General features: G+C 73.0%; 20 protein-coding genes. 16 read left to right on the top strand and 4 right to left on the bottom strand.

Annotated elements, in window-relative coordinates; genetic code table 11:
- The first annotated feature begins 52 nt into the window (after positions 1-52).
- The gene (locus tag DP939_RS13045; protein WP_225878219.1) at positions 53-1,246 is read left to right on the top strand and encodes an MFS transporter; all 1,194 of its coding nucleotides are present in this window, start codon (positions 53-55) and stop codon (positions 1,244-1,246) included.
- 557 nt (positions 1,247-1,803) lie between these two features.
- Complete coding sequence (gene sepH / locus DP939_RS13050) at positions 1,804-3,495, top strand: septation protein SepH (protein ID WP_113980928.1); 1,692 nt, start codon at positions 1,804-1,806, stop codon at positions 3,493-3,495.
- Positions 3,496-3,799: 304 nt separating this feature from the next.
- On the opposite strand, the gene DP939_RS13055 is transcribed toward sepH, so the two are convergent.
- On the bottom strand, positions 3,800-5,266 hold the full coding sequence (locus DP939_RS13055) for a PH domain-containing protein (RefSeq protein ID WP_113980929.1): 1,467 nt from the start codon (positions 5,264-5,266) through the stop codon (positions 3,800-3,802).
- Positions 5,267-5,745: 479 nt separating this feature from the next.
- The gene (locus DP939_RS13060) at positions 5,746-6,261 is read right to left on the bottom strand and encodes a PH domain-containing protein (RefSeq protein WP_113981154.1); all 516 of its coding nucleotides are present in this window, start codon (positions 6,259-6,261) and stop codon (positions 5,746-5,748) included.
- A gap of 191 nt (positions 6,262-6,452) precedes the next feature.
- Here DP939_RS13060 and DP939_RS13065 point away from each other — a divergent pair, with 191 nt between their 5' ends.
- Together DP939_RS13065 and DP939_RS13070 are read left to right on the top strand one after the other, a co-directional pair.
- The gene (locus tag DP939_RS13065) at positions 6,453-7,421 is read left to right on the top strand and encodes an ATP-binding cassette domain-containing protein (RefSeq protein WP_113980930.1); all 969 of its coding nucleotides are present in this window, start codon (positions 6,453-6,455) and stop codon (positions 7,419-7,421) included.
- Positions 7,422-7,491: 70 nt separating this feature from the next.
- Positions 7,492-8,289: an ABC transporter permease gene (locus DP939_RS13070; RefSeq protein WP_113981155.1), complete on the top strand. Its 798-nt coding sequence runs from the start codon at positions 7,492-7,494 to the stop codon at positions 8,287-8,289.
- 25 nt (positions 8,290-8,314) lie between these two features.
- Here the strand turns inward: DP939_RS13070 and DP939_RS13075 are convergent, their stop codons facing one another.
- On the bottom strand, positions 8,315-11,596 hold the full coding sequence (locus DP939_RS13075; RefSeq protein WP_158578556.1) for an AfsR/SARP family transcriptional regulator: 3,282 nt from the start codon (positions 11,594-11,596) through the stop codon (positions 8,315-8,317).
- A gap of 102 nt (positions 11,597-11,698) precedes the next feature.
- Here DP939_RS13075 and DP939_RS13080 point away from each other — a divergent pair, with 102 nt between their 5' ends.
- The 9 genes from DP939_RS13080 (at position 11,699) to pqqE (ending at position 21,230) form a co-directional block, all read left to right on the top strand.
- Positions 11,699-12,268, top strand: a complete 570-nt coding sequence (locus DP939_RS13080) for a YbhB/YbcL family Raf kinase inhibitor-like protein (RefSeq protein ID WP_113980932.1) — start codon at positions 11,699-11,701, stop codon at positions 12,266-12,268.
- Between the two features lie 183 nt (positions 12,269-12,451).
- Positions 12,452-14,515 carry a hypothetical protein gene (locus tag DP939_RS13085; RefSeq protein WP_113980933.1) on the top strand — a complete coding sequence of 688 codons (2,064 nt, stop codon included), beginning with the start codon at positions 12,452-12,454 and terminating at the stop codon, positions 14,513-14,515.
- 82 nt (positions 14,516-14,597) lie between these two features.
- Entirely contained in the window at positions 14,598-16,934 is a 2,337-nt protein-coding gene (locus tag DP939_RS13090) for a SulP family inorganic anion transporter (RefSeq protein WP_113980934.1), read from the top strand.
- Positions 16,935-16,939: 5 nt separating this feature from the next.
- Positions 16,940-17,950 (top strand): NAD-dependent epimerase/dehydratase family protein, encoded by a 1,011-nt coding sequence (locus tag DP939_RS13095; protein WP_113980935.1) that lies wholly within the window; start codon positions 16,940-16,942, stop codon positions 17,948-17,950.
- Positions 17,951-18,057: 107 nt separating this feature from the next.
- Positions 18,058-18,216 (top strand): pyrroloquinoline quinone precursor peptide PqqA, encoded by a 159-nt coding sequence (pqqA, locus tag DP939_RS13100; protein WP_111170180.1) that lies wholly within the window; start codon positions 18,058-18,060, stop codon positions 18,214-18,216.
- A gap of 44 nt (positions 18,217-18,260) precedes the next feature.
- The gene (gene pqqB, locus DP939_RS13105; RefSeq protein WP_113980936.1) at positions 18,261-19,148 is read left to right on the top strand and encodes a pyrroloquinoline quinone biosynthesis protein PqqB; all 888 of its coding nucleotides are present in this window, start codon (positions 18,261-18,263) and stop codon (positions 19,146-19,148) included.
- Positions 19,145-19,837, top strand: coding sequence for a pyrroloquinoline-quinone synthase PqqC (pqqC, locus tag DP939_RS13110; RefSeq protein WP_199565133.1), 693 nt, complete (start codon positions 19,145-19,147; stop codon positions 19,835-19,837). Before pqqB ends, pqqC begins: the two co-directional genes overlap by 4 nt.
- On the top strand, positions 19,834-20,115 hold the full coding sequence (pqqD, locus tag DP939_RS13115; RefSeq protein WP_113980937.1) for a pyrroloquinoline quinone biosynthesis peptide chaperone PqqD: 282 nt from the start codon (positions 19,834-19,836) through the stop codon (positions 20,113-20,115). Before pqqC ends, pqqD begins: the two co-directional genes overlap by 4 nt.
- Complete coding sequence (gene pqqE / locus DP939_RS13120) at positions 20,112-21,230, top strand: pyrroloquinoline quinone biosynthesis protein PqqE (RefSeq protein ID WP_199565134.1); 1,119 nt, start codon at positions 20,112-20,114, stop codon at positions 21,228-21,230. Before pqqD ends, pqqE begins: the two co-directional genes overlap by 4 nt.
- On the opposite strand, the gene DP939_RS13125 is transcribed toward pqqE, so the two are convergent.
- A complete protein-coding gene (locus DP939_RS13125; protein ID WP_113980938.1) occupies positions 21,204-21,671 on the bottom strand; it encodes a MarR family winged helix-turn-helix transcriptional regulator in 468 nt (155 codons plus the stop codon). The two genes, pqqE and DP939_RS13125, sit on opposite strands and share 27 nt — an antisense overlap.
- A gap of 127 nt (positions 21,672-21,798) precedes the next feature.
- Between DP939_RS13125 and DP939_RS13130 the strand changes: the two genes are divergently transcribed.
- From DP939_RS13130 to DP939_RS13140, 3 genes are all read left to right on the top strand, one after another.
- The gene (locus DP939_RS13130) at positions 21,799-22,965 is read left to right on the top strand and encodes an MFS transporter (protein WP_113980939.1); all 1,167 of its coding nucleotides are present in this window, start codon (positions 21,799-21,801) and stop codon (positions 22,963-22,965) included.
- Positions 22,966-23,164: 199 nt separating this feature from the next.
- Entirely contained in the window at positions 23,165-23,968 is an 804-nt protein-coding gene (locus DP939_RS13135) for an SAM-dependent methyltransferase (RefSeq protein WP_113980940.1), read from the top strand.
- An 881-nt stretch (positions 23,969-24,849) separates the two neighbouring features.
- A complete protein-coding gene (locus DP939_RS13140; RefSeq protein ID WP_158578557.1) occupies positions 24,850-26,607 on the top strand; it encodes a vWA domain-containing protein in 1,758 nt (585 codons plus the stop codon).
- The last annotated feature ends 312 nt before the right edge of the window (positions 26,608-26,919 follow it).

Genomic DNA, 26,919 nt, shown 5'->3' on the forward strand with positions numbered 1-26,919 from the left:
GGTGAAGAAGCGCCGAATTCCACGCCGAGCGCGTGCGGAGGGAGTCGAAGTGGTGGGGGCGTACCGTGGGCTGTTCGACATGCCCGGGGTCAAGGGCTTCGTCATCAGCGGATTCTTCGGACGAATGCCCATGTCGATGCTCGGCATCGGAATCGTCCTGCTCATATCCGGCCTGACCGATTCGTACACCACGGCCGGGGCCGTGTCGGCGACCGTGTCGATCGCGTTCGCCATCGCCGCGCCGCTGTCCGGCCGCCTCGCCGACCGGTTCGGCCAGGGCCGGGTGCTGATCCCGCTGGTGCTCGTGCACGGCGCCGCCCTGGTCGGGCTGATGCTGTGCGCCGGGCTCGGCGCCCCGCAGTGGACCCTGTACGCCACCGGAGTGGTGGTGGGCGCGGCGGCCGTCTCGCTCGGATCCATGGTCAGGGCCCGCTGGACGCACCTGCTCGGCCGTACGCCCAAGCTGCACACCGCCTTCTCCTTCGAGTCGGTGGCCGACGAGGTCATCTTCGTCGCCGGACCGGCCGTGGTCTCCGCCCTGGCCACCGGGGTCAACCTGTACGCCGGGCTGATCGTGGCGCTGGTCTCCACCGTGATCGGCACGCTCTTCTTCGCCCTCCAGCGCGGCACCGAACCTCCGGCGGGCAAGGTCGCCGGGCGCTCGGGCAGCCCGATCACGATCCCCGGCGTGGTCCTGCTGTGCTGCGTTCTGCTCGCGATGGGCGCGGTGTTCGGCTCGGTGGACCTCATCACCGTGGCCTTCGCCGAGGAGCACCACGCCAAGGCGCTGTCGGGGGCGCTGCTGGCGTCGTTCGCGGGCGGGAGCATGGTCTCGGGGCTCTGGTACGGCGCGCGGTCCTGGAAGCTGTCCCTGCGCGGCCGGTTCGTGCGGGCGCTGGTCTTCTTCGCCGTCGCCCTGACCCCGATCGTGCTGATCGGCAACCTGCCGCTGCTCGGCGCGGCGCTGTTCGTGGCCGGGATGGCCATCTCGCCGACGATCATCACCGGGTACAGCATGATCGAACGCCTGGTGCCGCCGCACCTGCTCACCGAGGGCATGGCGTGGCTGTCCACGTCGGTCGGGTTCGGTGTGGCGCTCGGGGCGTGGGCGGGCGGCCGGATGACCGACATGTTCGGCGCGTCCAGCGCCTACGGGTTCTCGCTGGGGGCCGCGCTGCTCGCCGTCGTGATCGGCATCGGGGGCTCCGGACTGCTGCGCGTGTCGGAGGCGCCGAGCACGGCGTGACGCGGGCCGCCGCTTCTCCAACGACTACCTCGGCGTGGTGCTCGGGTGACCCGCGCCTGGATTCGGTAAAGAGCTTCCCCCGGGAAGGGCGCGTCCGCGTGTCCCGTCGCCACCGCCACTCGCGGGCGGGGCACATTCAGGACCGCCTTCCCGCCGCTCAGCCTCTGATCCGATGGAGATCCCGCAGATGGTACTCCTCCGCCGCGCCGTCCAGGACCCGGCCGGCCGTCCCGCCGCCGCGCTCCGGCCGCCCGCCGTGCCCTCGCCGCCCCGTTTCACGCCCCCTTGCGTAAGCCCTCCCCCGGCTTCTTCCGTCAAGTCCGCCGCACGTCGCCGCGCCATCGGGAAGAATCCGTCAGGGACATCCGGCCTCCCCCCGGCCACGGGTGGGATGTAAGCCGATGGAAACGGCGAATGTGACGGGCGTCACATCGGATCGAGCCCCCTCCAGCAAGGCGATGTTCGGACATGCCGGGTACGGTGCTGGAAGGCAACCGGCACACGCGAGAGACTCAAGGGTCCGGGGGAAGATTGAGCTCGACGACGAAGGGACTCGCATGCAGGAGCTCCGGCTCGTCGCGGTGAGCGAGGACGGCACTTACCTCGTGCTGGCGACGGCCGGCCGAGGTACGCGGTTCACGCTTCCCGTAGATGACCGGCTCCGCGCGGCGGTCCGCGGAAACTTCTCCCGTCTCGGCCAGTACGAGATCGAAGTGGAGAGTCCGTTGCGCCCTAAGGAGATCCAGGCCCGAATCCGCGCGGGGGAGACCGCCGAGGAGATCGCCGCCACCGCGGGGATTCCGGTCGAGCGGGTCCGCTGGTTCGAAGGTCCCGTCCTGCAGGAGCGCGAGTACATGGCCCAGCAGGCGCAGCGCGTGGCGGTGCGGCTGCCCGGCGAGTCCTCTCCCGGCCCCACCCTCGGCGAACTGGTCGCCGAGCGGCTGACCCGGCGCGGCGTGCCCGCCGACGAGATCGACTGGGATTCGGCCAAGCGCGACGACGGCCTGTGGCGGGTCAAGCTCGGCTTCGTCTGGAACGGTCACACCCGGCACGCCGAGTGGCTGTTCGACCCGCGCCGCCGGCACATCTCCCCGCACGACGACGAGGCCCTGCGGCTGTCGTCGGCCGACTACGTCGAGCCCGGCGGCGAGGCCGCCGACCCGGTGCCCGACTCCACGGTGACGCCGTTCGTGCCGCGGGTGGCCAAGCTCCAGCCGGTGCCGCCGCTCGCGCCCGAGCCGTCGCCGCCGAAGAGCTTCCCGTCCGTGGTACGCCACGAGCCGCCCCCGCCACCGGACCCCGCGCCGCGCCCGGCCCCTCCGGCGCTGCCACGTACCGCCCCGCCCGCGCTGCCGCGCGCGGAACCGGGCTTCCTCACGCCGCGGCCTGAGCCGCACCGCCAGGCGACCGGCCGCCTCTATGAAGAGGAAAGGGAGATTCCGCCCGCTCCTCCCATACCCGTGCCTCCGGCGGCGCCGGCCCTGCCAGAGGCCGTCCACCGGCCCCGTATCGAGGAACCGCCCGCCAGGGCCATCCCCGCCGAGCCCGCCGAGCACCCCGCGATGCCTCCCGCCGCGCCCGTGGCCGACGATCAACCGGCGGCGGGCGATTCGGCCGTCGCCGAGCCCGAAGCGACGCTGATCCCGGCCGAGCCGTCACCGCCCGCCGAGCCGGAGGTCACGCCGATCCCGGCTCCAGCCGCCCCCGTCCCGGTCGTGGCCGAGCAGGAACCGGCTGTGATCTCCGTACCGCCCGAGTCGCCGGCGGCCCCCGACCCCGCTCCGGTGATCGCCGAGCCGGAGACCTCGACGAGCCCGGCTGTGGCCGAGCCACCGGCGAGCCCCGAGCCCGTCCCCGTCCCGGCTTTGGCCGAGCGGGCCGAGACGACGGTCGTCGCGGCTGCGGATGAGCCCGAGAAGGCGTCGGCGAGCGATGAGTCCGCGCCCGCCGTACAGGAGGCCGCCGCCGAAGCGCCGCCCGAGCCCGAGCCGCAGCAGGACAAGGCGGCGAAGGCCGCCGAACCGAAGCCGGAGCCACGCCCAGGGCCCGCACCCGAGCCGGAGCCGGAGCCGCAACCGGAGCCCAAGCCGGTGGAGAAGGCCGCCGAGACGGCCCCGCCGCCTCCACCGCCCACGCCACCGACGCCCAAGCCCGCTCCCGCGCGCCCCGCCCGAAAGAGCTCAAGGGGACGACGCGCGTCCGTCCCCTCCTGGGACGAGATCATGTTCGGCGCCCGCAAGCAGGACTGACCACCAGCCCCCGGCTGGACGCCACGCCTCTGCCCGAAGATCCACATTACCCCACCGCCCACCCACGCCCCACCTGAACATCCACGCGGTCGCGCCAACATCGCCATGACGGCCCGACCGACTTCACCCCCCCCGGCCGATGGCGGCGTTCACCGCGCCCGCCGTACTGTCGAGCAGGCAGGGCCGCCGGTCGATCGACGTACTCGGTAGCCGTACCGAGGCCGATGGAGGCGCGTACCGTCGAGCGGGTGCGCGGCCAGCCACTGCCATACTCCGCCCGCGCGCGACGGCCAGGGCTCGCTGATCAAGCAGGAGGGCCGGGTTTGGTCGTGAAGGGGGCCAGCCAGTCGGGGGTGACCTCGGCGGCGAAGGCCGGGCCTTCCGCTTCCGCGACGTCGAGGGCCGCGTACCCGCCTGAGCCCGCTCCCACGCCGGCGATCGCCGTGAGCACGCCCGCCTGGCGCTGGAACCACGTCTGGCGCAGGGTCCAGCCGACGACCGCCCGGCGTTCGACCACCGCCTGGCGGCGGCGCAGGGACCCGGAGCGTACGGACAGGCGCGTGCCGTCGTAGGCGTGCCCGAGCGAGCGGTACCGGTCGAGCCCCAGCGGTACGCCCAGTACGGCCGGCAGCAACACGACGCCCGTCGGCGCCCACCACTCCCAGTCCCCCGTCACGAGGGCCGTCACGGCCCCCACAGCCGCCAGGAACAGCCACGGAGCGACCGCGCGGAACATCCTGCGGCGCAGGGCGGCGGCCGGGTGCGAGCGCAGCGGCGCGACGAACTCGCCGACCGCCTCGGCCGTGACGGTCAGCGCGGCCTGGCGCGGCACGACCGGGAGGAGCTGGCCCCGGGTCTGCGAGTCGCCCAGCCCGGTCACGATCGCCCATACCCGCGCCACGCGGGCGGCGCGCTCGGCCGGCGCGTCGACGATCTCGTATCCCCTGACCCGGCGTCGTTCGAGTGAAACGCTGCGCCGGTTGATCAACCCGCGCTCGGCGACCAGGTAGCCGTCCCGGGATCGCAGCGTGAAGTCCCAGTTGAAGACCGCGTACATGACCGCGCCCACGAACGGCATGGCCAGCACGAGCAGGAGCGCCGCCACGACCAGGAGCCAGGGATGCGTCCACAGCCACTTTCCGAGGTCCCAGGCGGCCCGGCGGCCGAACCCGAACTCCTCGCCCCACTGGAAGGCCAGGCCCACCGCACCGGCGGCCAGCGCGAACGGGGTGAGCAGGTACGCGCCGGACAGCGGGCCGTACAGGAGCCACTTTCGCGGCACGGCCGTGTGGATCTGCTCCGGCGTGGAGGGCGCGGCCTCGCCGGGTACGGCCGGCGTCGCCGGGGCCTCCTCCTGGACCGCCTCGGGGACCTGGCCCCTGGCCGCCCTGGCACGGCGCAAAAGTACGCCCTTGAGGCGTTCGGCCTCGGCGGCCGTCACGCCGTTCAGCTCTCCCTCCTGCTTCTCGCCGCCGCCTCTGGCGCCGGTGTCGATCCGCAGGACCGAAAGACCGAGCAGCCGGTGCAGCGGCGGGGTGCTGATGTCCACGCCGCGGACCCGCTCCAGCGGGATCGTCCGCACCGAACGGCTGACCAGCGCACGGGTCAGCTCCAGGCGGTCACCGACGATCTGGTACGTGAACGTCGCCCACCGCACCACCGAGTAGACGACGGTGCCCACCACTCCGAACGCGGCCCACCCGAACGACGCCGGGGAGAACCCGCCCACGAACAGCACGCCGACGAGCGGCACGAACAACGACGGCAGCATCCGCACCGGGTCGATCAGCAGGACCCTCGGACTGAGCCGCGCGGGCGCCGCGACCGCCGCCCCGCCGTTCCCAGGCCGGCCCGCCCCACCGGCCCCCGGCGGCCCGGGCGGCCCCGAAGACGGCGGCCCTTGAAACCCCGCCCCCGGAGCACCGTCACCTCCATGAAACCGACCGGCCCCGTCCCCAGCAGGCGGAACCGAACCACCCTCACCCGCCGAGCCCCCATACGACCCACCGGACGGCGAGGCAAGCCGCTCCCCCGACGACGGAACTCCATCCCCCGCACCCGGCGAAACGGCCCCGCTCTCAGACGATGAGACAGACCGCCCTCCAGGACGCAGAACCCATTGCGATGCCTCTGAGGGCGACACGGACGGCTCCCCCGACGACGGGACCTGCCCCTCACCATGCGGGACCGGCCCACCCCCAGCAGAACCCTCTTCCCGGGCCGGGGTGGGATGGTCGTCCGGGGAGGAGGTCATGTGGCGTCGTCCCTGAGTTCTTCCGCTCGGCGGGCGAGGTCTTCCGCGAGGCGGGCGGCCACCGGGTAGTCGAGGCCCTTGATGCTGGAGGAACCGGCGTAGGAGGCGGTGCGGATCTCCACGGTGGCCAGGCCGAGCATGCGCTCGAACCACCCCTGGGCCTTGTCCACCGTCTGGATGCGGCTCACCGGTACGAAGACCCACTGCCTGCTGATCCACCCGGAACGGGCGTACACGACATCAGCCGTCAGCTCCCACCGGTGTACCGCATAGCGCCACAGCGGCTCGATGACCACGAACGGCGCCATCACCACGACCACCGCCACCGGCAGCAGCCAGGAGTCGGCCGCCAGCCACCCCGGCACCCACCACCACTCCGCGCCGTCGATCCACAGCGCCGCGAGCAGCGAGCCGATCAGCAGCAGGGCGAAGCCGAACAGGGCCTCCAGCACCCACAGCGTGACGGCCTTGCGGGAGACCCGGTTGGCGGGGTCGCGAAGCGGAACGCTCACCGGGCCCTCCCACCGCACGCGGGCGGCGCCTCGCGGGGCGGCGTTCTTGGCATGGTCACCCTGTCAGCCTAAGCGCTCAGTGGGCTGTCAGCGGGATCTCAGCGGCTCGTGCCGCGGCCGGGCGAACGCCTCAGAGAAATGTCAGTGCCCCCTGGCAAGGTGTGACATCGACGATGAAGAGGAGATATCCGATGGGACACGCGATAGAGGCCGAAGGGCTGGTCAAGCACTACGGCGCGACCAAGGCCCTCGATGGCGTCGATCTCGTGGTGCCGCAGGGCCGGTTGCTGGGAGTGCTCGGGCCCAACGGCGCGGGCAAGACGACCGCCGTGCGGGTGCTCGCCACCCTGCTGCGGCCTGACGCGGGCACCGCGCGGGTCAACGGGTTCGACGTGCGGCGAGACGCCCACCAGGTGCGTTCGATGATCGGCCTGACCGGGCAGTACGCCGCGGTCGACGAGATGCTCACCGGCGTGGAGAACCTGCTGATGATCGGGCGGCTGCTCGGGCTGTCCAGGACCGACGCCAGGCGCAGGGCGGCCGAGCTGCTTGAGCGGTTCTCGCTCTCCGACGCGGGCGGGAGGGCCGCCAAGACCTTCTCCGGCGGCATGCGCCGGCGGCTCGACCTGGCGGCCAGCCTGGTGGGCAGGCCCCAGGTGCTGTTCCTCGACGAGCCCACGACGGGCCTCGACCCGCGCAGCCGCAACGAGCTGTGGGACGTGGTGCGCGGCCTGATGGCCGACGGGGTGACGGTGCTGCTGACGACCCAGTACCTGGAGGAGGCCGACCAGCTCGCCGACGACATCGTGGTGTTCGACCACGGCAAGGTGATCGCCTCGGGCACCTCCGACGAACTCAAGTCCCGCACCGGCGCGCAGGTGCTGGAGGTCCGCCCGGCCCAGGCGACCCACCTTGACCTGGTCGCCCAGGTGGTGGGCGACGTGATCGACGACCAGCCGGAGACCTCGGGCGGCAGGGTCACGGCGGCGGTGCACGATCCCGCGGTGGTCCCCGCGATCGTGCGGCGGCTCGACGACCTGGGGGTCGTGGCGTCCGAGCTGTCGCTGCGGCGGTCGAGCCTGGACGAGGTGTTCCTCGCCCTCACCGGCCACCGGGCCGAGGACGAGGCCGGCGCCGACAAGGAAGAGGCGCTGGTATGACCGCCACCCCGAAGACCACCACCCCACCGGCCATTGACCACGATTTCGAAGGGAGCCTCGCGTGACCACCATGAGCACCGCGATGCCGGCCGCGGCCAAGCGGGTCGGCACCGGCGCCACGGTGCGGCAGACCATGACGCTGGCCTGGCGCAGCCTCGTGCAGATCAAGCACAACCCGTGGGAGCTGCTCGACCTCAGCATCCAGCCGATCATGTTCCTGCTGCTGTTCACCTACGTGTTCGGCGGCGCGATCTCCGGCTCCACGGGTGACTACCTGCAGTTCGCGCTGCCCGGCCTGCTCGTCCAGAACGCGCTGTTCTACACGCTTTCCACGGCGATCGGCCTGAACACCGACATCACCAAGGGCGTCTTCGACCGGCTGCGCAGCCTGCCCATCGCGCGCACCGCGCCGCTCGCCGGGCGGATCATCGCCGACACCTTCAAGCAGGTGTGGGCGTTCGCCCTGCTGGTCGGGTTCGGCATGATCCTCGGCTTCCGGGTGACCACGAGCGTGGCCGGGCTGGCCGGCGCGCTCGCGCTGCTCGTGGTGGTCTCGCTGGCGATGGCGTGGCTGTCGGTGCTGATCGGCCTGAAGGCGGCCAACCCGGAGAAGGTGCAGATGATCGCCTTCTCCACGATGATGCCGCTGACCTTCACCAGCAGCGCGCTGGTCCCCTCGCAGACCTTCCCCGGCTGGCTGGAGGCGTGGTCCAACGTCAACCCGGTCACCCATCTGGCCGACGCGATCCGCGGCCTGATGATCGGCGGCGAGGTGGCACAGCCCGCGATGATCTCGCTGCTGTGGGCGCTCGGGTTCGTGGTGGTCTTCGCGCCGCTGGCGATCCGGGTGTTCCGCAACCACGCCTGACCGCAGGGCGCGAGGCCCGGCGGGTTCAGCGCCGGGCGGGCCCAGGGCCGCCTACGGGGGCGCGGGCCAGGGCCAGTACCTCGCCGAGCGGCATCGAACGGCCGCGCTCGAAGCACCGGAAGTGGGTTTCCGGGCCGAGCGCGGCCTTCGTGTTCTCGGTGATCCGCACGTGGTCGAAGTCCACCACCTCGTCGAACCCGCGGATGGTCGCCGCCGCGCCGAGCAGCGTGGCGGCCCGCGCGGGGTCGCCCTCCGCCAGGGCAAGTCCGGCGCAGCCGATGACGGCGCCGCCGACGACCGGTCCGTCCCGGCCGTCCAGCGCGATCTCCAGCGAACGCAGGTGCAGCCGCCGGGAGCGGGCGAGATCGCCCTCCGCCTCGGCGAGCAGCGCGAGCGAACTGGTCAGCAGCGCCCGCAACTGCGGCGGGGCGTTGTCCCCGAGCACGCTCATCCCGGCGGCGTAGTGCCGCCGGGCCGACTCCAGGTCACCGTCCTCGCGGGCGAAGTCGCCGCGCACGCTGTGCACGTTCGCCTCACCGGCGCGGTCGCCCGCCTGGCGGACGATCGCCCACATCTGGTCGAGCACCCGTTCGGCCTCGGCCCGGTCGCCCGTCATGTTGTGCCCGATCGCCAGCCGGGAGCGCAGGTAGGCGGTGTCCTCACGGGCGCCCAACTCGTCGACCACGGCGATGGCATCGCGCATGTCGCGGATCGAGCGCTCCGAGTCGCCGCGCATGATGCCCAGCTCCGACAGGACGGCCATCGCGTTGCCGATCCCCCAGCGGTCGCCGATCTCGCGGAAGCGCCACAGCGCCTCCTCGACGTCGGCCTGTCCCTCGGCGACCCGGCTGCCGTTGATCAGCAGCATGCCGCGGAACAGGCCGCCGATCGCGACCACCCAGGGGTCGGGGTGGCCGATGAGCCGGCCGGTGAGGGCCAGGGCCTCGGCCGCGTCCCTGTTCAGGAACAGCGCGAGGATCATCTCGGCCACCGCGAGCATCGGCGGAAGCGGCTCGGTCAGCCGTTCGCGGGCGATCTCGATCGCGGTCCGCAGCGAGGCGTGCGCCTCCTCCCACAGCACCCCGGCGTCGGCGGCGTTGATGCCGAAGGACATGTGCGCGAGCGCGAGGACCTGCGGGTCGATCGCGTCGTCGTCGCCCGCGGCGAGTCCCAGGGCGGGGTGCGCCCGGTGCGCGCCCTCGGCGCGGTGCCCGATCAGCCACCAGTACCACCCCGCCGTGCCCACCAGCCGCAGGGCCAGCTCACGCTCCCCCGCCTCCGTGGCCCAGCGCAGCGCGGCGGCGAGGTTGTCGCCCTCCGCGGTCAGCTCGCCGATCCGCTTGAGCTGGTCGCGCCCGCGCAGTCCGGGCTCGGCCGCGGCGGCGAACTCGGTGTAGAAGCGGGCGTGGGCCAGGCGTACCCAGTGCTCCTCGCCGGACTCGGCCAGCCGTTCGGTGGCGTAGGCGCGCACGGTCGAAAGCATCCGGTAGCGGTCGGCCTCCGCGATCACCAGCGACTTGTCGACCAGCCTGGCCAGCAGGTCGAGCATGTCGGCGGGGTCGAGACCGCCGCCCGCGCAGACGCGCTCGGCGCCGTCGAGAGTCACGCCGCCGGCGAAGACGGCGAGCCGGGCGGCCAGCGTGCTCTCCGCCTGGTCCAGAAGATCCCAGCTCCAGGACACCACGGCCCGCAGGGTCTGGTGGCGCGGCAGCGCGGTACGGCTGCCGCCGGTGAGCAGCCGGAAGCGGTCCGAGAGCCGGTCGGCGATCTGACCGGCCGACAGCGACCGCAGCCGGGCCGCGGCCAGTTCGATCGCCAGCGGCATGCCGTCCAGGTCGTGGCAGATCCGCAGCACCGCGCCGGCCTCGGCGGCGAGGTCGAACCCCGGGCGTACGGCCGCGGCGCGGTCGGCGAACAGCGCGACCGCCGGGTAGCGCGGAAGCTGGTCGGCGGTGGCGTCGCGGGGCGGGAGGGCGAGCGGCCCGACCGGCCACAGGGCCTCACCGGTGATGCCCAGCGGCTCGCGGCTGGTGGCGAGCACCCGCACCCGGGGGCACCCGGCGACCAGGTGGTCCGCCAGCTTGGCGGCGGCGTCGATCAGGTGTTCGCAGTTGTCCAGGACGATCAGTAGCTCGCGGTCGCCGACCGAGCGCACCAGCCGGGCCGTCGCGTCCTCTCTCGGCCGGCCGGCGCGCGCCGCGGGGGCGAGCGGATCGCGTACGCCGAGCGCGGCGAGCACCGTGTACGGGACCTCGTCGGGGTCGGCGACCGGGGCCAGCTCGGCCAGCCAGGTGCCGCCGGGCATGCGGTCGGCGACGGCCATGGCCGACTGGACCGCGAGCCGGGTCTTGCCCGCCCCGCCCGGCCCGATCAGGGTGACCAGCCGGTGCCCGGCCAGGAGTTCGCCGGTCTTGGCCAGGTCGTTCTCGCGGCCGACGAAGCTGGTGAGGCCGGCCCGCAGGTTGCCGCCGGGCTCTTGCGCGGGCGGCGGCTCGGGGGACGGCTCGGGGGACGGCTCGGGGGACGCGGAGACCACGGCGGGCCGTCGCCGCGGCTCCTGCCATTCCCTGCGGAGCATGGCGAAGTGCAGTTCGGACAGCGCGGGTGAGGGGTCGGCGCCGAGCTGGTCGGCGAACTCGGCGCGGGCCTCCTGGTAGGCGGCCAGCGCCTCGACGTGGCGGCCCAGGCCGTACAGGGCGCGCATCCGCTGGGCGCGCAGCCGCTCGCGCAACGGGTGGGCGGCGATCAGCGCGGGCAGCTCGGCCAGTACCTCGGCGTGCCGCGCGAGCCGGAGGTCGGCCTCCAGCCGGTCTTCGGTCGCGGTCAGCCGGATCGACTCCAGCCGGGTGACCTCGGCCGCGACGACCTCGCTGCCGGCCAGGTCGGCGAACGCCGGGCCCCGCCACAGGGCCAGCGCGGTGCGCAGGATACGCGCAGCCGCCGCGGCGTCGCCCGCGGCCAGGACCTCGCCGCCCTGGGCGGCCAGGCCGGTGAACCGGTGGGCGTCCACATGGCCGGGATCGGCGGCAAGCCGGTAGCCGGAGCCGTCGGCGATCACGGTGCCGGGACCGAGCGCCGAGCGCAGCCGGGAGACGAGCGCCTGGAGGGCGTTGCCGACCCCGGCGGGCGGCCGATCGCCCCACACACCGGCGATCAACGCGTCGAGACCGACCGCGCGGCCGGGATCGATGAGAAGAAGTGCGAGGAGGGCTCGCAGTCGCTGGCCGCCGATCTCGACGGGCTCCCCTTCGCGGTGAACCTCCAGCTTACCGAGGACGGCGAAGCTCATCCGAGTGTCCAAGCTCACCCCCTCCATGTCACGATTGTGGCCGATCCGAACGCCTGGCGCGGCCACCGAACCTCGCGATCCGGTCAGCGCACGCGCCAGATCCGCGTAGCATCATCGGGCATGGGGCAGCCGAGGTCGTCAGCGATCGCGCGCCGGGCCACCCGTTCGGCGGTGGTCGCCGGGGCGCTCGCCGTCGTAACCTCCGCCTGCGGCATCCTGGGCGGCGGCGGCTCCGTACTCGACACCATCAGCGTGTCCAGCTCCCGGATCAGCGAGGGCGCCCCGCTGCCCGCCGAATACTCCTGTACCGGCAAGCGCGGCAATCCGCCGCTGCGCTGGTCCGGAGTACCGACGCCGCGCACCGAGGCGGTGGCCGTCGTCCTGGACAACAACGTCGCCGGGTTCGACGGCGAGGTGCATTGGGTTTTGTTCAACATCGACCCTCGCACCACCGAGCTGGGTGACAACATCGCGCAAAGCATGCCCACCGGAACAGGTCAGTTACGTCTGGCGAACGGCAAGGTTGGCTACTCCCCCCCATGCCGCCCCGATGGCAACTATCGTTTCACCGTCTACGCGCTCGACCGCAAGGTCGAGATCGAAGAGGACGCCCCTCTCTCCGATGCGCTGCAACGCATCGCGGAGCGGACCATCGCTCGGGGCCGCCTGACCGCGGTCCACATCGAGTGACCCGCCGAGCACCGGAGGTAGTAATGGTTACCAATTCTTCACTTAGGGTGTGACAACGCTCATAGTGGTCCGACACAATCAGATCCGTTCGCCGAGCGTTGGTGATCAAGTCAGGCAGGTCGCGTCAATGGCCGCGCGGTCTCACCGGCGCCGCTGGCAGGCCATGGCCTTGAGGGTGGTGCAATGTTCGCGGTCATAGCAAGCCTGGTCGCCGTCGTGCTCGTCGTGCTCGTCGTCGTGGCCATGGGCATGCGGTCGATGAGCCGCCGGGAGAGCGCGCTGCCTGCCGACCGTCGTAAGAAGATGGCCGAGCAGGCGGAGAGCCGCCCCGAGCTCTCCTCCGACGACTTCGCCACCAGAGAGCCCCGCGTCGACTACTTCACCCCCGACTTCAGCCCGATCGACGAGCCGGAGGAGAAGCGCCCGCGCCCGCAGCGCCCCGGCGCGCGTGGCCGGCGCGGCGTGAACGAGTGGGGCGAGGCGGACGACTACGACGAGGACTACTGGAGCAAGGTCCGCGACGACGAGGGCGGATTCGGCGGGTCGATCGCGGCCAAGCGCGGCGCTCCCCGCCCGGTGGGCGCGCCCGATGACGCCCCTCGCGAAGGCGCCGCGCCGCGTGCGCGCGAAGACGCCGCGGGGGCGGACGAACCGACCAGACGTACGCCGGCCGTACCGGCCGCGCGCCCGGGGGGCCTCGCCGACCTGGTAGAGCCGAACCAGCAGTCGCGCCCCCCTTCCGGCCCGGCGCTGGCCGACCAGAAGACCATGATGTTCAACCAGCCGCCGGAGGCCGGTGGCCAGGGCGGCGCCGGCCGCCCCGCGGACCAGGGACGCGGTCCCGCGCGGCCCGCGAACGCGCCTCGCCGTACCGGCGGCACGCCCCGCCGCGGCGCGAGCACGCCCCCGCGGCGCAACTCGCCGCCCGCGCAGCGTTCCGACACCCGCGCCTCCTCCCGTCCGGACCCGCTGGCCGGTCCGCCGCGCCCGGCCTCCCGTCCCGCCCGGCCGGAGGGCCGTCCGGGCGCGGGCGCAGGCAAGGGTGAGCCGCCGTCCGGCGCCCGGCCCGGCAGGCCCGACCCGCTCGCCAGCCCGACCGCCTCGGCCCGCCCCGACCCGCTGACCGGCGCCCCCGACTCGGCGCGCACCGGACGGCCCGACCCGCTCACCGGCACCCCTGACCTGGCCGGCACCGGCCCCGCCCGCGCGGGGCGACCCGATCCGCTGACCGGTGCTCCCGACTCGGCGCGCACCGGGCGGCCCGACCCGCTGGCCGGCACGCCTGACCTGGTGGGCACCGGCCCGGCACGCGGCGGGCGGCCCGATCCGCTGGCCGACCCGCTCGCCGCGCCGCACGGGCAGCGTCCCGGTGGCAGGCCGGATCCGCTGACCGGTCCGCTGCCCGCGGACGTGACCCAGCGCATGCCCCTCCCCAAACCGGACCCGCTCAGCGACCCGCTGGCCGCCGACCCGCTGTCCACGGGCAGGCGGGGACGTCCGGCAGCGGCGTCCGGCCGGACGCGCGAGAACGCGCCCCGGCCCGAGACCGACGCGTCGCCGACGATCGACCCGCTGTCCACGGGCGGCCACCCGCTCTCCCCCGGCCACCTGGCCGCGGGCCGCATCGCCGAAGGCGACCCCTTGTCGACCGGGCCGTTCTCCGGCCGGTCGGCGTCCGCCACGAGCGGGCAGTTCCCCGCGGCCGACGCGTCCCGCCAGGAGGACCGGCACTCCTATTCCTGGAGCGGCACCGCCGACATCCTCGATGATCCCCCGGCCGCGTCCGCGCCTGCCGTACCTGCGTCCGCCAGCGGATCGTGGCCCGCGCCGCCCGTCCAGTCGTTCCCGGCAGTGACCTCTGCCTCCGGCCAGCAGGGCGGCGAGTCCTACCCGACCAACTCCTACGAGGTCCGCGCGGGCTGGGCGATGATCGACGAGTCGGACACCGTGACCGGTCCTTCCCGGGCGATGTCCACGCCCACCGGTCCGAGCAGGACCGTCCCTGCGGGCGGCTACGACTCCCCCGCCGACGACGTTCTCTCCGGCGGCGGCGGCCCGTACGCCGCGCCGGTCCCTGACCGCTATCCCCCCGCGCAGCCCTCTCCGCAGAGCGGCAACTGGCCCTCCTACTCCGAGCTGTACGGCCAGCCCGAGGCCGAGGCGGTCTCCGACGGCTCCGGCAGGACCGGCGGGCGCAGCGGAAACCACCGGGCCCCCGAAACCGACTATCCCGACTATTACCGCTAAGGCTTCGATCTCCCCCCGCGACTTGCAAAGGGTTCCCGCAGCCCACTGAAATTTGTCGGACCCTCGACATAGGGTTCGCACCATGACAGCGAACACTCAGCGTGAGGGATCGGCGACGGGCGGTCACCTCGGCTCCGTGCTCAGACACGACCTGCCCGCCTCTTTGGTGGTCTTCCTGGTGGCCGTGCCCCTGTCTTTGGGAATCGCGGTCGCGTCCGGCGCCCCGCTGATCGCCGGGCTGGTGGCCGCGGTGGTCGGCGGCGTGGTGGGCGGGGCCTTCGGCGGCTCTGCCGTACAGGTCAGCGGGCCCGCGGCCGGCCTGGCCCTGGTCGTCTTCGACCTCGTGCAGACGTACGGCTGGCGGGCCACCTGCACGATCACCCTGCTCGCGGGCGCGCTGCAACTGCTGCTCGGCGTCTTCCGGGTCGCCCGCGCCGCGCTCGCCGTGTCCCCCGCCGTGGTCCACGGCATGCTGGCCGGGGTCGGCGCGGTGATCGCGCTCTCCCAGCTCCATGTGGTGCTGGGCGGCAGCCCGCAGAGTTCGGCGATCGAGAACATCTCCGAGCTGCCCGCGCAGTTGCTCACCGACCACACCGGCGGGGTCTGGGTCGGTGTGATCACCGTGGCCGTGCTGGTGCTGTGGGCCAAGGCGCCGCCGCCGCTGCGCTCGGTGCCCGCGCCGCTGGCCGCGTTGCTGGTCGCGGCCCTGGTCGCCGCGGTCTTCCGATTCGATGTCACCCGCGTGGACCTCGCCGCCAGCATCCAGGGATGGCAGTCGCCGCTGTGGCCGCAGGGCGACTGGCACGCGCTGGCCGGGGCGGTGCTCCTGGTCGCGCTGCTGGCCGGGGTGGAGTCCCTGCTGTGCTCGGTGGGCGTGGACAAGCTGCACGACGGCCCGCGCGCCGACCTGGACCGTGAGCTGACCGGCCAGGGCCTGGCCAACATGGTCAGCGGCGCGCTCGGCGGGCTGCCGGTGGCCGGGGTGATCGTGCGCAGCACCACCAACGTGCGGGCGGGCGGGCGCAGCCGCTGGTCGGCCGTGCTGCACGGGGTGTGGGTGCTGGTGTTCACCGCGTGCCTGGCCTGGGCGGTGCAGCTCATCCCGATGGAGGCGCTGGCCGCGCTGCTGGTCTTCACCGGGATCAAGATGATCGACCTGGGCCACATCCCCAACCTGCGCGGGCACGGCGAGGTGCCGGTGTACGTGATGACGTTCGGCGGGGTGGCGCTGCTCGGGCTGGCCGAGGGCGTGCTGATCGGCCTGGGCCTCGCGGCGCTGCTCGCGCTTCGGCGGCTCACCTGGGTCACCGTCCAGCTCAATCCGCGGCCCGACGGGCGCTGGCACGTGCTGATCGGCGGCTCGCTGACCTTCCTCGGGGTGCCGCGGATCACCTCCGCGCTGCGGCTGCTCCCGCCCGGGGCGGCGGTGGACCTCGACCTCAACATCGACTTCATGGACAACGCGGCCTTCGAGGCCGTCCACGCCTGGCGGCTCGGTCACGAGCGGGGCGGCGGCACCGTCGAGATCGACGAGATGCACGACGAGTGGTACGCGATGGCCGCAGGCGGAGATCGGATGTTCCCGGCGAAGACCCCGCCGCTGATGCCCGAGCGCTGGTGGCTGCCGCGCGCCCAGCGGCGGCGGGCCCTCGGCGCGGCGAACGCCGAGGCCGGGCCGGAGTCGGGGCCCGCGCAGATCACGACCGGCGAGGAGCCGGTACCCGCGCTGCTGGCCGGAGCGGGCGAGTTCCACCGGCGCACGGCGCACCTGGTGCGCCCCTTCCTGACCAGGATGGCCCGCAAGCAGGAGCCGGTGCATCTGTTCATCACCTGCAGCGACTCCAGGGTCGTGCCGACGCTGATCACCGCGAGCGGCCCCGGTGACCTGTTCACCGTGCGCAACCTGGGCAATCTGGTGCCCCGCTACGGCGAGGCGGGCTCGGACGACTCGGTGGTGGCCGCGGTCGAGTACGCCACCCAGGTGCTCGGTGTCCGCACGATCACGGTCTGCGGCCACTCCGGGTGCGCGGCGATGACCACCCTGCTGGAGGGCGGCGGCGACCCGGCGGCCGAGCTGCCCGGCCTGCGGCGCTGGCTGCGGCACGCCGATCCCAGCATGGCGGCGTTCGAGGCGGCGGGCGAGGGCGACCGGTCCCCGGCGCTCGACCGGCTGTGCCGGTCCAACGCCTCGCAGCAACTGGCCAACCTGCGCACGTACCCGGTCGTGGAGGAGCTGGTGACGGAGGGGCGGCTGGAGCTGGTCGCGCTCTATTTCGACATCGCCGCCGCCCGGGTTCACGTTCTGGGGCGTGAAGGGTCCGGTTTCGCCCATTCCGGCGAGGCTTCTTCTGCTCCTGGCATACACCTTGCGCTGGGCGTGAAATCACCTGCTCATCACGGGGGATCGTCCGAAGAATGAGCCCCATGAGAATTTTGATCATTGGCGGCACCGTGTTCCTCGGCCGGGCCATCGTCGCGGAGGCGGTGCGCCGCGGGCATCAGGTCACCACCTTCAACCGGGGCAAGAGCGGCGCCGACGCACCGGGGGTGGAGGCGATCCACGGCGACCGCGAGTCGCCGGCCGACCTCGCCAGGCTCGCCGAGGGTCGCGAGTGGGACGCGGTGATCGACGTCTGCGGTTACGTGCCGCGGGTGGTCGGCGAGTCGGTGCGGGCGCTGTCCGGCCGGGCCGCCACCTACGCGTTCATCTCCAGCATCTCGGCCATCAAGGGCTTCCCGGCCGAGCCGGTGGACGAGACCTCGGCCCTGTTCGACTGCGCGCCCGACGCAGGTCCGGACGACGGCGACTACGGCACGCTCAAGGCCGGCTGCGAGCGGGCCGTGGAGCAGGGCTTCGACGGCAACCGACTGATCATCCAGCCCGGCCTGATCCTGGGCCCGCATGAGAACGTCGGCCGGCTGCCCTGGTGGCTGACCCGCGTCGAGCGCGGCGGGCGGGTGCTCGCGCCCGGCACCCCGGAGGTGTCCATGCAGCTCATCGACGCCCGCGACATCGCCGTCTTCACCCTCGACCAGGCCGAGGCGGGCACCGACGACCGGTTCCTGACCAGCGGGGTCCCTGACACCACCACCTACGGCGGCTGGCTGGCCGAGTGCGTGCGGGTGACCGGGTCCGACGCGGAGCTGGTGTGGGTGGACGACGATTTCCTGCTCGCGCGGGAGGTGAAGTCGTGGACCGAGTTCCCGCTGTGGGTGCCCACCACGCCGGAGATGCGAAACGTGTGGCAGATGTCCTCGGCCAAGGCGGCGGCGGCCGGTCTGCGCTGCCGTCCCATCGCCGAGACGGTGGCCGACACCTGGGCCTGGCTCCGCGAGATCCCCGCCGACCGGCGCGAGTTCGGCACCGCCGCGGTTTCGCACGGCATCGATCCGGACAAGGAGGCCGCGATTCTCGTGGAGTGGGATAACCGCTGATACCTGACATACGGCGCAAGGTTATGTAACTTTCACTTTAAAGTCGGCTTTTAACGGCCGACCGGGCCACGTACTGTGGCAGCAGATGAAGCAGGGAGGCGAGAACCATGGAGACACCAAAGAAACCCGACGCGAAACGGCCGCCCCGAGTCCACGCCAAGCGGCGTAAAGCCCGTGGCGAGGCCGCCGAGATGACCTGGCACAAGCCCGACTACCAGATCGTCGAGGCCTCCATGGAGATGACGGCCTACTTCCTGACCAGGTAATCCCGCCACGACCACGCCTCCGTACCACGCGAGAGGAACCACGCATGCGTTTGCAGGTCCTCGGCACGGCGGCGGGTGGCGGGGTGCCGCAGTGGAACTGCGCGTGCCCCGGTTGTCACGGGGCACGCGCCGATCCACGCCGGCGCCGCCGACACGCGTCGCTGGCACTGGAGGTGGCGCCCGGCAGGTCCTATGTCGTCAACGCCACCCCCGACCTCGGTGAGCAGATCGAGTCCTGCCCATGGCTGCTCCCGGCGCCCGGCACGCGCGAGACGCCGCTGGCCGGCGTAATCCTCACCGACGCCGAGCTCGATCACACGCTCGGCATTCCACGGCTACGCGAAGCGGACAAGCTGGAGATCTGGGCCACGCCCGCGGTGGGCGACGCGGTCGGGCGGCGGCTCGGGCTGGACGGCACGCTCGCGCCGTACGTCGCGCTCGACCGGCGCGATCTCCAGGCGCACCCCATCGCGCTCGGCGGCACCGTCGAGGTGGCCGCCGTGCCCCTGTCGGCCAAACGCCCCCGCTACGCCACGCCCGACGGCACGGACGACGACGCCGGGGCATGGGTGGTGGCGCTGGTGATCTCGGATCGGGCGGCGGGCCGGTCGCTGCTGTACGCCCCCGCCATGGGCACCTGGCCCGCCGCGCTGGACGACGTGCTGCGGCGCTGTGAGGTCGTGCTCATCGACGGCACGTTCTGGGACGACGACGAACCCCGGCGGTCCGGCGCCTCCTCCCGCACCGCCACCCAGATGGGGCACCTGCCCATCGTGGCCACGGCCCCGCGCCTGGCGGCCTTCCCCGGGAGGGTCCTCTACACCCATCTCAACAACACCAATCCGCTGGTCGATCCGGACGCTCCCGAACACGCGGAGCTGGCGGTCTCCGGGGCTTGGGTGGCGGCCGAGGGGACGGTGATCGAGCTGTGAGCGCCGCGGCGTGGACGAGAGACGAGTTCGAGGCGCGGATGCGCGCCGTACCTGAGCGGCGATACCACCACCTGCACTCCTTCAACCTGCGGATGCACGCGGGCGAGCTGAGCAAGGACGAGCTGCGCGGCTGGATACTCAACCGGTTCCACTACCAGCGGCACATCCCGATCAAGGACGCGCTGACCCTCGCCAAACTGGAGACACCGGAGCTGCGCAGGTCATGGATCCGCCGGATTCACGACCACGACGGCACGCGCCCCGGCGAGGGCGGCATCGAACGCTGGCTGCGCCTCGGCGAGGCCGCGGGCCTGCCCCGCGAGCAGTTGCTGTCCGGACAGGACGTGCTGCCCGCCGTACGCCTGGCCGTCGAGGGCTATGTGAACCTCTGCCGCCTCGGCACCCCCCTGGAGGCGGTCGCCGCCTCCCTGACCGAGCTGTTCGCCCCCGACCTGATGCGCAGGCGGATCGACGCCTTCGAGCGGCACTACCCGTGGATCGACCAGGACGGCCTCACCTACTTCAGGATGCGCGTCCCGCAGGGCGCGAGAGACGGCGAGGAGGCGCTGGAGCTGGTGCTGTCCTGGGCGACCGGCCGGGCCGACCAGGAACGCGCGGTGGCGGCCCTCGCCTACAAGTGCGACGTGCTCTGGTCGCTGCTCGACGCGGTCGAACGGGCCTACCGGTGACCGCCCCGCCGTCCCCGCCCGGCCCCGACTGGCGGCCGCGGCTCAAGCGCGCGATCGTGCTGCGCCACGATCCGGTGCGCGACCAGGAGCTGCTGGTCATGCCCGAGCGGATCGTGGTGCTGAACGACGAGGCCGCCGCGGTGGTACGGCTGTGCGACGGCGAGCGCACCGTGGGCGACATCGTGACCGAACTGTCCGGCACCTGGCCCGCCGACGCCGTCGCCGACGACGTGTCCGGCTTCCTGGCGCGCATCCGCGACGAGGGGTGGGTGGGGTGAGCGCCGCCGCGCCCCCGTGGGCGATGCTGGCCGAGCTGACCCACTCCTGCCCGCTGCACTGCGCCTACTGTTCCAACCCGGTGGAGCTGATCGCCCGCGACCGCGAGCTGAACACCGGGCAGTGGATCCGCGTGATGGAGGACGCCGCCGCGATCGGCGTCGTACACGCCCACCTGTCCGGCGGGGAGCCGCTGCTGCGGCCCGACCTGACCGCGATCGTGGCGGCGGCGGCCCGCGCCGGGGTGTACACGCAGCTGGTCACCAGCGGTGCGGGGCTGACCCGCGCGCGGCTGGCCGAGTTGGCTGCGGCCGGGCTGCACAGTGTGCAGCTCTCCGTCCAGGACGCCACGGCCGCCGCGTCCGACCGCATCGCGGGCGGACGGTGGTTCGCCGCCAAGGAGCGCGCCGCCGCGCTGGTCCGCGAGGCGGACCTGCCGCTCGGCCTCAACGTCGTGCTGCACCGGCACAACCTGGACACGGTGGGCGAGATCATCGAGCTGGCCGCGTCCTGGGGGGCCGAGCGGGTGGAGCTGGCCAACACCCAGTTCTACGGCTGGGCGATGCGCAACCGCGACCGGCTGCTGCCCTCCCGCGACCAGCTCCGGCGCGCCGAGGAGACCGTACACGCCTGGCGGGAACGGCTGGCCGGCCGGATGGAGCTGATCTGGGTCGTCCCCGACTACTTCGACGGTGTTGCCAAGCCGTGCATGGGCGGCTGGGGGGCGATCTCACTGACCGTCTCGCCGGACGGGCGGGTGCTACCCTGCCCCGGCGCGTACGTGCTGCCCGGCCTGGACTTCCCCGACGTGCGCGAACACTCGCTGCGCTGGATCTGGGAGGAGTCGGCGGCGTTCAACGCCTACCGCGGCACCGAGTGGATGAGCGGGCCGTGCGCGGGGTGCGCCCGCCGGGACACCGACTTCGGCGGGTGCCGGTGTCAGGCGTACGCGCTCACCGGCGACGCCCGGCGTACCGACCCGGCGTGCTCACTGTCGCCCGACAACCACCTGATCAAGGCCATCGCGACCGGGGACCGGCCGGGCGATGACGCCGGGCCGGTCGCGAACCGCAGGATGCCCCGCGCCCGGTCAGGGCGCGGCGGCGAGGGCGGCTGAGGCGGGCAGCCGCTGGAGGGCGGCGGCGAGCGGGGCCAGCTCGGGGATGCCCTCCGCCTCGGTGAGGGCGGCGGCCAGGGCCGCGTCGTGCGCGGGCCGGGCCTCGTTGAGCAGCCCCCAGCCCTTGTCGGTCAGCTCGCTGTAGATGCCCCTGCGGTCGTCCGCGCACAGGTATCGGGCCAGCAGCCCGCGGTCCTCCAGGCGGTTGACCAGGCGCGTGGTGGCGCTGCCCGACAGCGCGGCGGCGCGGGCGAGCTGCTGCATCCGCATGTGCCAGCCGTCCTGCCGGGACAGGGCCTCCAGCACGGTGTACTCGACCACCGAGAGCCGATGGCCGGACTGCAGGGCCTTCTCCAGCTCGGCGTCGATCAGGGCGTGCAGTGCGGCGAGCGTGCGCCAGCCCTGGGCGCGGATCTGCACGGCGTCATCAGAGATGCCCATGTGTTCCTCCCTGTCCGCCCCCAAGCCTAACCCGGATTGCAATATAACGCGCGTGCAACTATGTTGTTGCGCGCCGATAGTTGCAGGCGCGCTATATAGGCTTCAGACTGGAAGGACGGTCGCACGCATGCCGCTCGGCCTGCTCGCCATCGCCATCGGGGGCTTCGGCATCGGCCTCACCGAATTCGTCATCATGGGACTGCTGCCCGAGGTCGCCGCCGACTTCGGGGTCACCGAGCCGGTCGCCGGCTGGCTCATCTCCGGGTACGCGCTCACCGTGGTCGCCGGCGGCGTCGGGCTGACCGCCGCGGTCGCCCGCGCCGACCGCAAACGGGTGCTGCTGGGCCTGATGGGCCTGTTCATCGCGGGGAACATGCTCTCCGCCCTGGCCTCCGGGTACGAGGTCATGCTGGCCGGGCGGATCGTCGCGGCGCTGGCACACGGGGCGTTCTTCGGCGTGGGGTCGGTGGTCGCGGCGAGCCTGGTCGCCCCGGAGCGCAAGGCCGGGGCCATCGCCATGATGTTCGCCGGGCTGACCACGTCGAACGTGCTCGGCGTGCCGTTCGGCACGTTCATCGGCCAGCAGTTCGGCTGGCGGGCCACGTTCTGGGTGATCACGGTCATCGGCGTCGTGGCGATGGCGGGCGTCGCCGTGCTCGTCCCGCGTCCGCGCGCCGAGACCGCTCCGGTGCGGCTGCGCGAGGAGGTCGCGGCCTTCGCTCATTCGCAGGTGTGGTTCTCGCTGCTGCTGACGGTCCTCGGCTACGGGGGCATGTTCGGCGCGTTCACCTACATCGCCTTCACACTGACCGAGGTCAGCGGATTCGCAGCGAGCGCGGTGCCCTGGCTGCTGGTGCTCTTCGGCGTCGGGCTGTTCGCCGGTAACCTGCTCGGCGGCCGGGCGGCCGACCGCTGGCGGCCGGACCCGACCCTGGCGGTCGTGCTCACCGCGCTGACCGTGGTGCTGACGGTGTTCGCGCTGACGGCGACGAGCCAGGTGATGACGGTCGTGTCGCTGGCGCTGATGGGCGCCTTCGGCTTCGCCACCGTACCGGGTCTGCAGATGCGGATCATGAACTACGCCGGGCGGGCGGAGACACTGGCCTCGGGTGCCAACATCGCCGCCTTCAACCTGGGCAACGCGCTCGGGGCCTGGCTGGGCGGCGTGACCATCGGCGCCGGGCTCGGGTTCACCTCGCCCATCTGGGCGGGGGCGGGCGTCACGCTGGCCGGGCTCGCGGTGCTGGGCGTGGCGGCCAGGTTCGCGGTACGGCGTGAGCACGCCCTCGTCTGACTTGAGTGTGCAGAAGGACGCGGACAGGGGCCCGGCCGCGGCCTAATCTCAGGACCGTCCCGCTCCGGCCCCCTACCCCCGGACGGCCGGGGCGGGACGGCGGCGGAGGCGGCGAGCGGCACGGAGGACAAGTCGGAAGAATCGCTCTAAGATCGATTCTTCACCGTCCGTCCCATACCTGCCGCGGCGAGGGAGTCTGATGGCCGCAACCCCGCTGCCCAGGGTCGACAGCAGCTTCCCCAACAGCGCACGCATCTACGACTACATGCTCGGCGGCAAGGACAACTTCGCCGCCGACCGCGCCGCGGCGCAGCGCATGATCGAGGCGAACCCGTCCGCGCCGTTCACCGCCCGCGCCAACCGCGCCTTCATCAGGCGGGCGGTCAGGTACGCGGCCGTCGAGGCGGGCGTACGTCAGTTCCTGGACATCGGCGCGGGCCTTCCCACCAGGGAGAACGTCCACCAGGTCGCCTTACGGGCGGCGCCGGAGTCCCGGGTGGTGTACGTGGACCACGACCCCGTGGTGGTCGTGCACGGCCAGGCGCTGCTGGCCACCAGCCCGCAGGTCACCATGATCAACCAAGATTTGCGCCGCCCGGACGAGATCCTTTGCCACGCCGAGACCCGGGCCCTGATCGACTTCGACCGGCCGGTGTGCGTACTGCTGGCGGCCGTACTGCACTTCGTCGCCGACCGCGAGGACCCCGCCGCCATAGTGCGGCGGCTGCGCGACGCGCTCGCCCCCGGCAGCCACCTGGTCATCTCGCACACCACCGACGAGTCACCCGCCCTGATCATGAACGCGGCCCGGCGCGGCTTCCAGAACGCGGGCAGCCCGCTCACGCCGCGCCCGAGAAGCGCCGTCCTGGACTTCTTCGAGGGCTTCGAACTGGTCGATCCGGGCCTGGTCCCGGTCGAGGACTGGCGGCCGGACGACGACACCGCCCCCGCCACGGCACAACCCGCCTGGGTCCTCGCCGCGGGCGTCGCCCACAAACCCTGACCGGCCGGATCACCGCAACCACTGGCCGTGATCCGCACGTCTCGCTTTACTTACATGGGAGACGAGGGGGACCGGCGATGCGCCTTGCGATCCACCGCCTCACGGCGGCGCTCATCACACTGGCCGCGACGGCCATGCTCCAACCCCCGGCCACCGCCCACGCAGCCGTACTCGCCACTCAAACAGCGGGCGGAACCGGCACAACAAGTACTCCCGCCACCACCGGCCCACCAGCCGCGGACCGTACGAACGGCAGGACCCTCGCCTCGGACAGACCGGCTGCGGCAGATGCCGCCCGCTTATCTGGCCTACCGGGCAGTGCCCGAACAGCGGCTACAACGGGTACACCTTCCACCGCGGCCACAGCAGACGCGGACCGTACGGCAGGCCGGACCACCCTCACCCCGGCCACCCCCCACAGACCGGCTACGGCAGATGCCCCCGACACGACGGGCAGAACGGGCACGACGGGTGCTCCCACTACCACCGGCACGCCAGACGCGGATGGCACGATAGACACGACCGTCACTACGGCAGATGCCGCCAGCGCAGCAGGCGTACTCGCCACTGCTGAAACGGCAGACAAAACCGGCACGACGGGTACTACCAAGGGCACGCCAGACGCGGACCGCACGACAGGCAGGACCCTCAGCGCGACCATCCCCAGCAGACCGGCTGCGGCGGATGGCCCCGGCGCAGCAGGCGTACCCGACACTACAGAGACAACTGGTACAACAGCGGGCACACCAGACGTGGACCGTACGGACGGCAAGGCCGTTACCGCGGCGGCCCTGGGCTTACCGGGCGCGGCAGGCGTACTCGGCGCTGCGGGCAGAACCGGCACAACGGGTGCTTCCGCTACCGCGAGCAGGGCAGGCGCCGTGGGAACGGCCCGCGCGGTGGAGCTGGCGCCGGTGATGCTGGTGCTGGACGCGTCCGGGTCGATGGCGCAGACGTCGGCGGACGGGCGCAGCAAGATGGCGGCGGCCCGTCGTGCCGTGCACACCGTGGTGGACGGCCTGCCCGCCGACGCCCGGGTCGGCCTGGCCGTGTACGGCACGGGCACCGGCAACACCGCCGCCGACAAACCGGCCGGCTGCCGGGACGTGAAGATCCTGCACGAGGTCGGCACCCCCGGCGCGGAGCTGGTCGCCACCGCCGACCGCGTCGAGCCGCGCGGCTACACCCCGATCGGTCGCGCCCTGCGGACCGCCGCGGGCGCGCTGCCCACCGAGGGGCCGCGCTCGATCGTCCTCGTCTCCGACGGCGAGGACACCTGCGCCCCGCCCGACCCCTGCGAGGTCGCGGAGGAACTTGCCGGTGAGGGCGCCGACCTGCGCGTACACACGATCGGCTTCGACGTGGACGCCACCGCGCGCAAACAGCTCTCCTGCGTCGCCCGCCAGACCGGCGGCTCCTACACCGACGCCGCCGAAGCCGACGACCTCGCTCCCGCCCTGAACCGCGTGACGGGCATCGCGCTGCGCAACTACGAGCCGACCGGCACCCCCGTCACCGGAGGCGAAGGGCCCGGCGACGCCGCGCCGCTGCGGCCGGGCGACCACCTGGACGAGATCGCCCCCGGCCGGTCCAGGCACTACGCGATCGACGTCCCCGCCGGGAACACCGCGCGGTTCACCGCGACCGGCGTCTTCCCCCCGACCTCACCCGCCAGGGAAACGCTCACCCTGGCCCGCTACGCGCCGGACGGCACGCGGTGCGCCTGGAACGACACCGGCCACAGCGCCACCGGCGACCCCGTGATCCCGCTCGCGCGCACCTGGCAGGTCTCCGCCGACCCGGCCGAGGGCGGGCCGTGCGACCGCCCAGGGCGGTTCACCCTCGTGGTGGAGCGCGACTCCGGCCCCGGCGAACCGGTCTGGCTGGAGTTACAGGTCGGCCTGGAGCCGCCGGTGAGCGCCGACCCAGGGCCCGCGCGCGGCTCCGAGGCCGCCTTCGCCGAGCCCGCCGACGAGGGCGAGCCGGCCAAGGTGACCGGCGGCGGGTCGTTCGCCACTGCGGGCACGCTCGACGGCTCGGGGCGGTACGCCGACACGCTCTACCCCGGTGAGTACGTCTTCTACCGGGTGCGCCTGGACTGGGGACAGGGTCTGGCGTACCGGGTCGGGCTGCCGTCGGGCGACGCTCCAGGTTCGCGGCTGCTCACCAAGACCTCCGCGTACGGCCCGGCCCGCGCGCTGATCGCCCAGTCCGGCATCCTCTGGTACGACGGGCGCGCCGCCCGGCTTCCCGCCGACCGCGACGCACTGGCCATCCGCCCGGTCCGCTACCTCAACCGCGAACTCACCGCCGCCAGAGGCCAGGCCCTCCCCGGCTGGTACTACATCGCGATCAAGTACGGCAGCCGCCCCGACCTGCCCGAGTCCGCCCCACCGATCGAGATCGCCCTCGACATCTCAGTGACGGGCACCCCCGAACCGGGCCCGGCCTACGCCACCGCCGCCCCACCCAGCACCCCCCGCACCCCCACCCCGCCACGATCCCCCGCCCCAGCGGCAGACACGTCCAGCACACTCACCGACGCAGGCCCTCTGGCTTGGGTGGGCGTCCCCGTCGCCCTACTCCTCCTCACCGGCCTGATCATCCTCCTGACCCGCCGCCGCTCCCGCTCCCGCTGACCACCACGACAGGCCCCCCGGGGGCCTGCTGCTCGCAACACTGATCGCGCCCGAGACACACCCCCTCCCAATCCCTACGACAGGCTTGAACCGGCGTATCGCTCCCCTACTCCTCCACACCAGGTTGATCACACACCTAGCCCGACGATGCCCTTGCCGACCTCACCCCCAGCACCACTGCGCCTCCAACACGGACCCTTCAGCCGACGAACCGATCCCCGACTCCTCCTCCCCGGCCTGATCCCCCACCCCCGGGCCGAACCCGACCCGTCCACCACGGCCGCCCCCCACGGAGCCGACTCCGTACCCGAT

The organism is Spongiactinospora rosea (assembly GCF_003315795.1).
GTDB classification, from domain to species: Bacteria; Actinomycetota; Actinomycetes; order Streptosporangiales; family Streptosporangiaceae; genus Spongiactinospora; species Spongiactinospora rosea.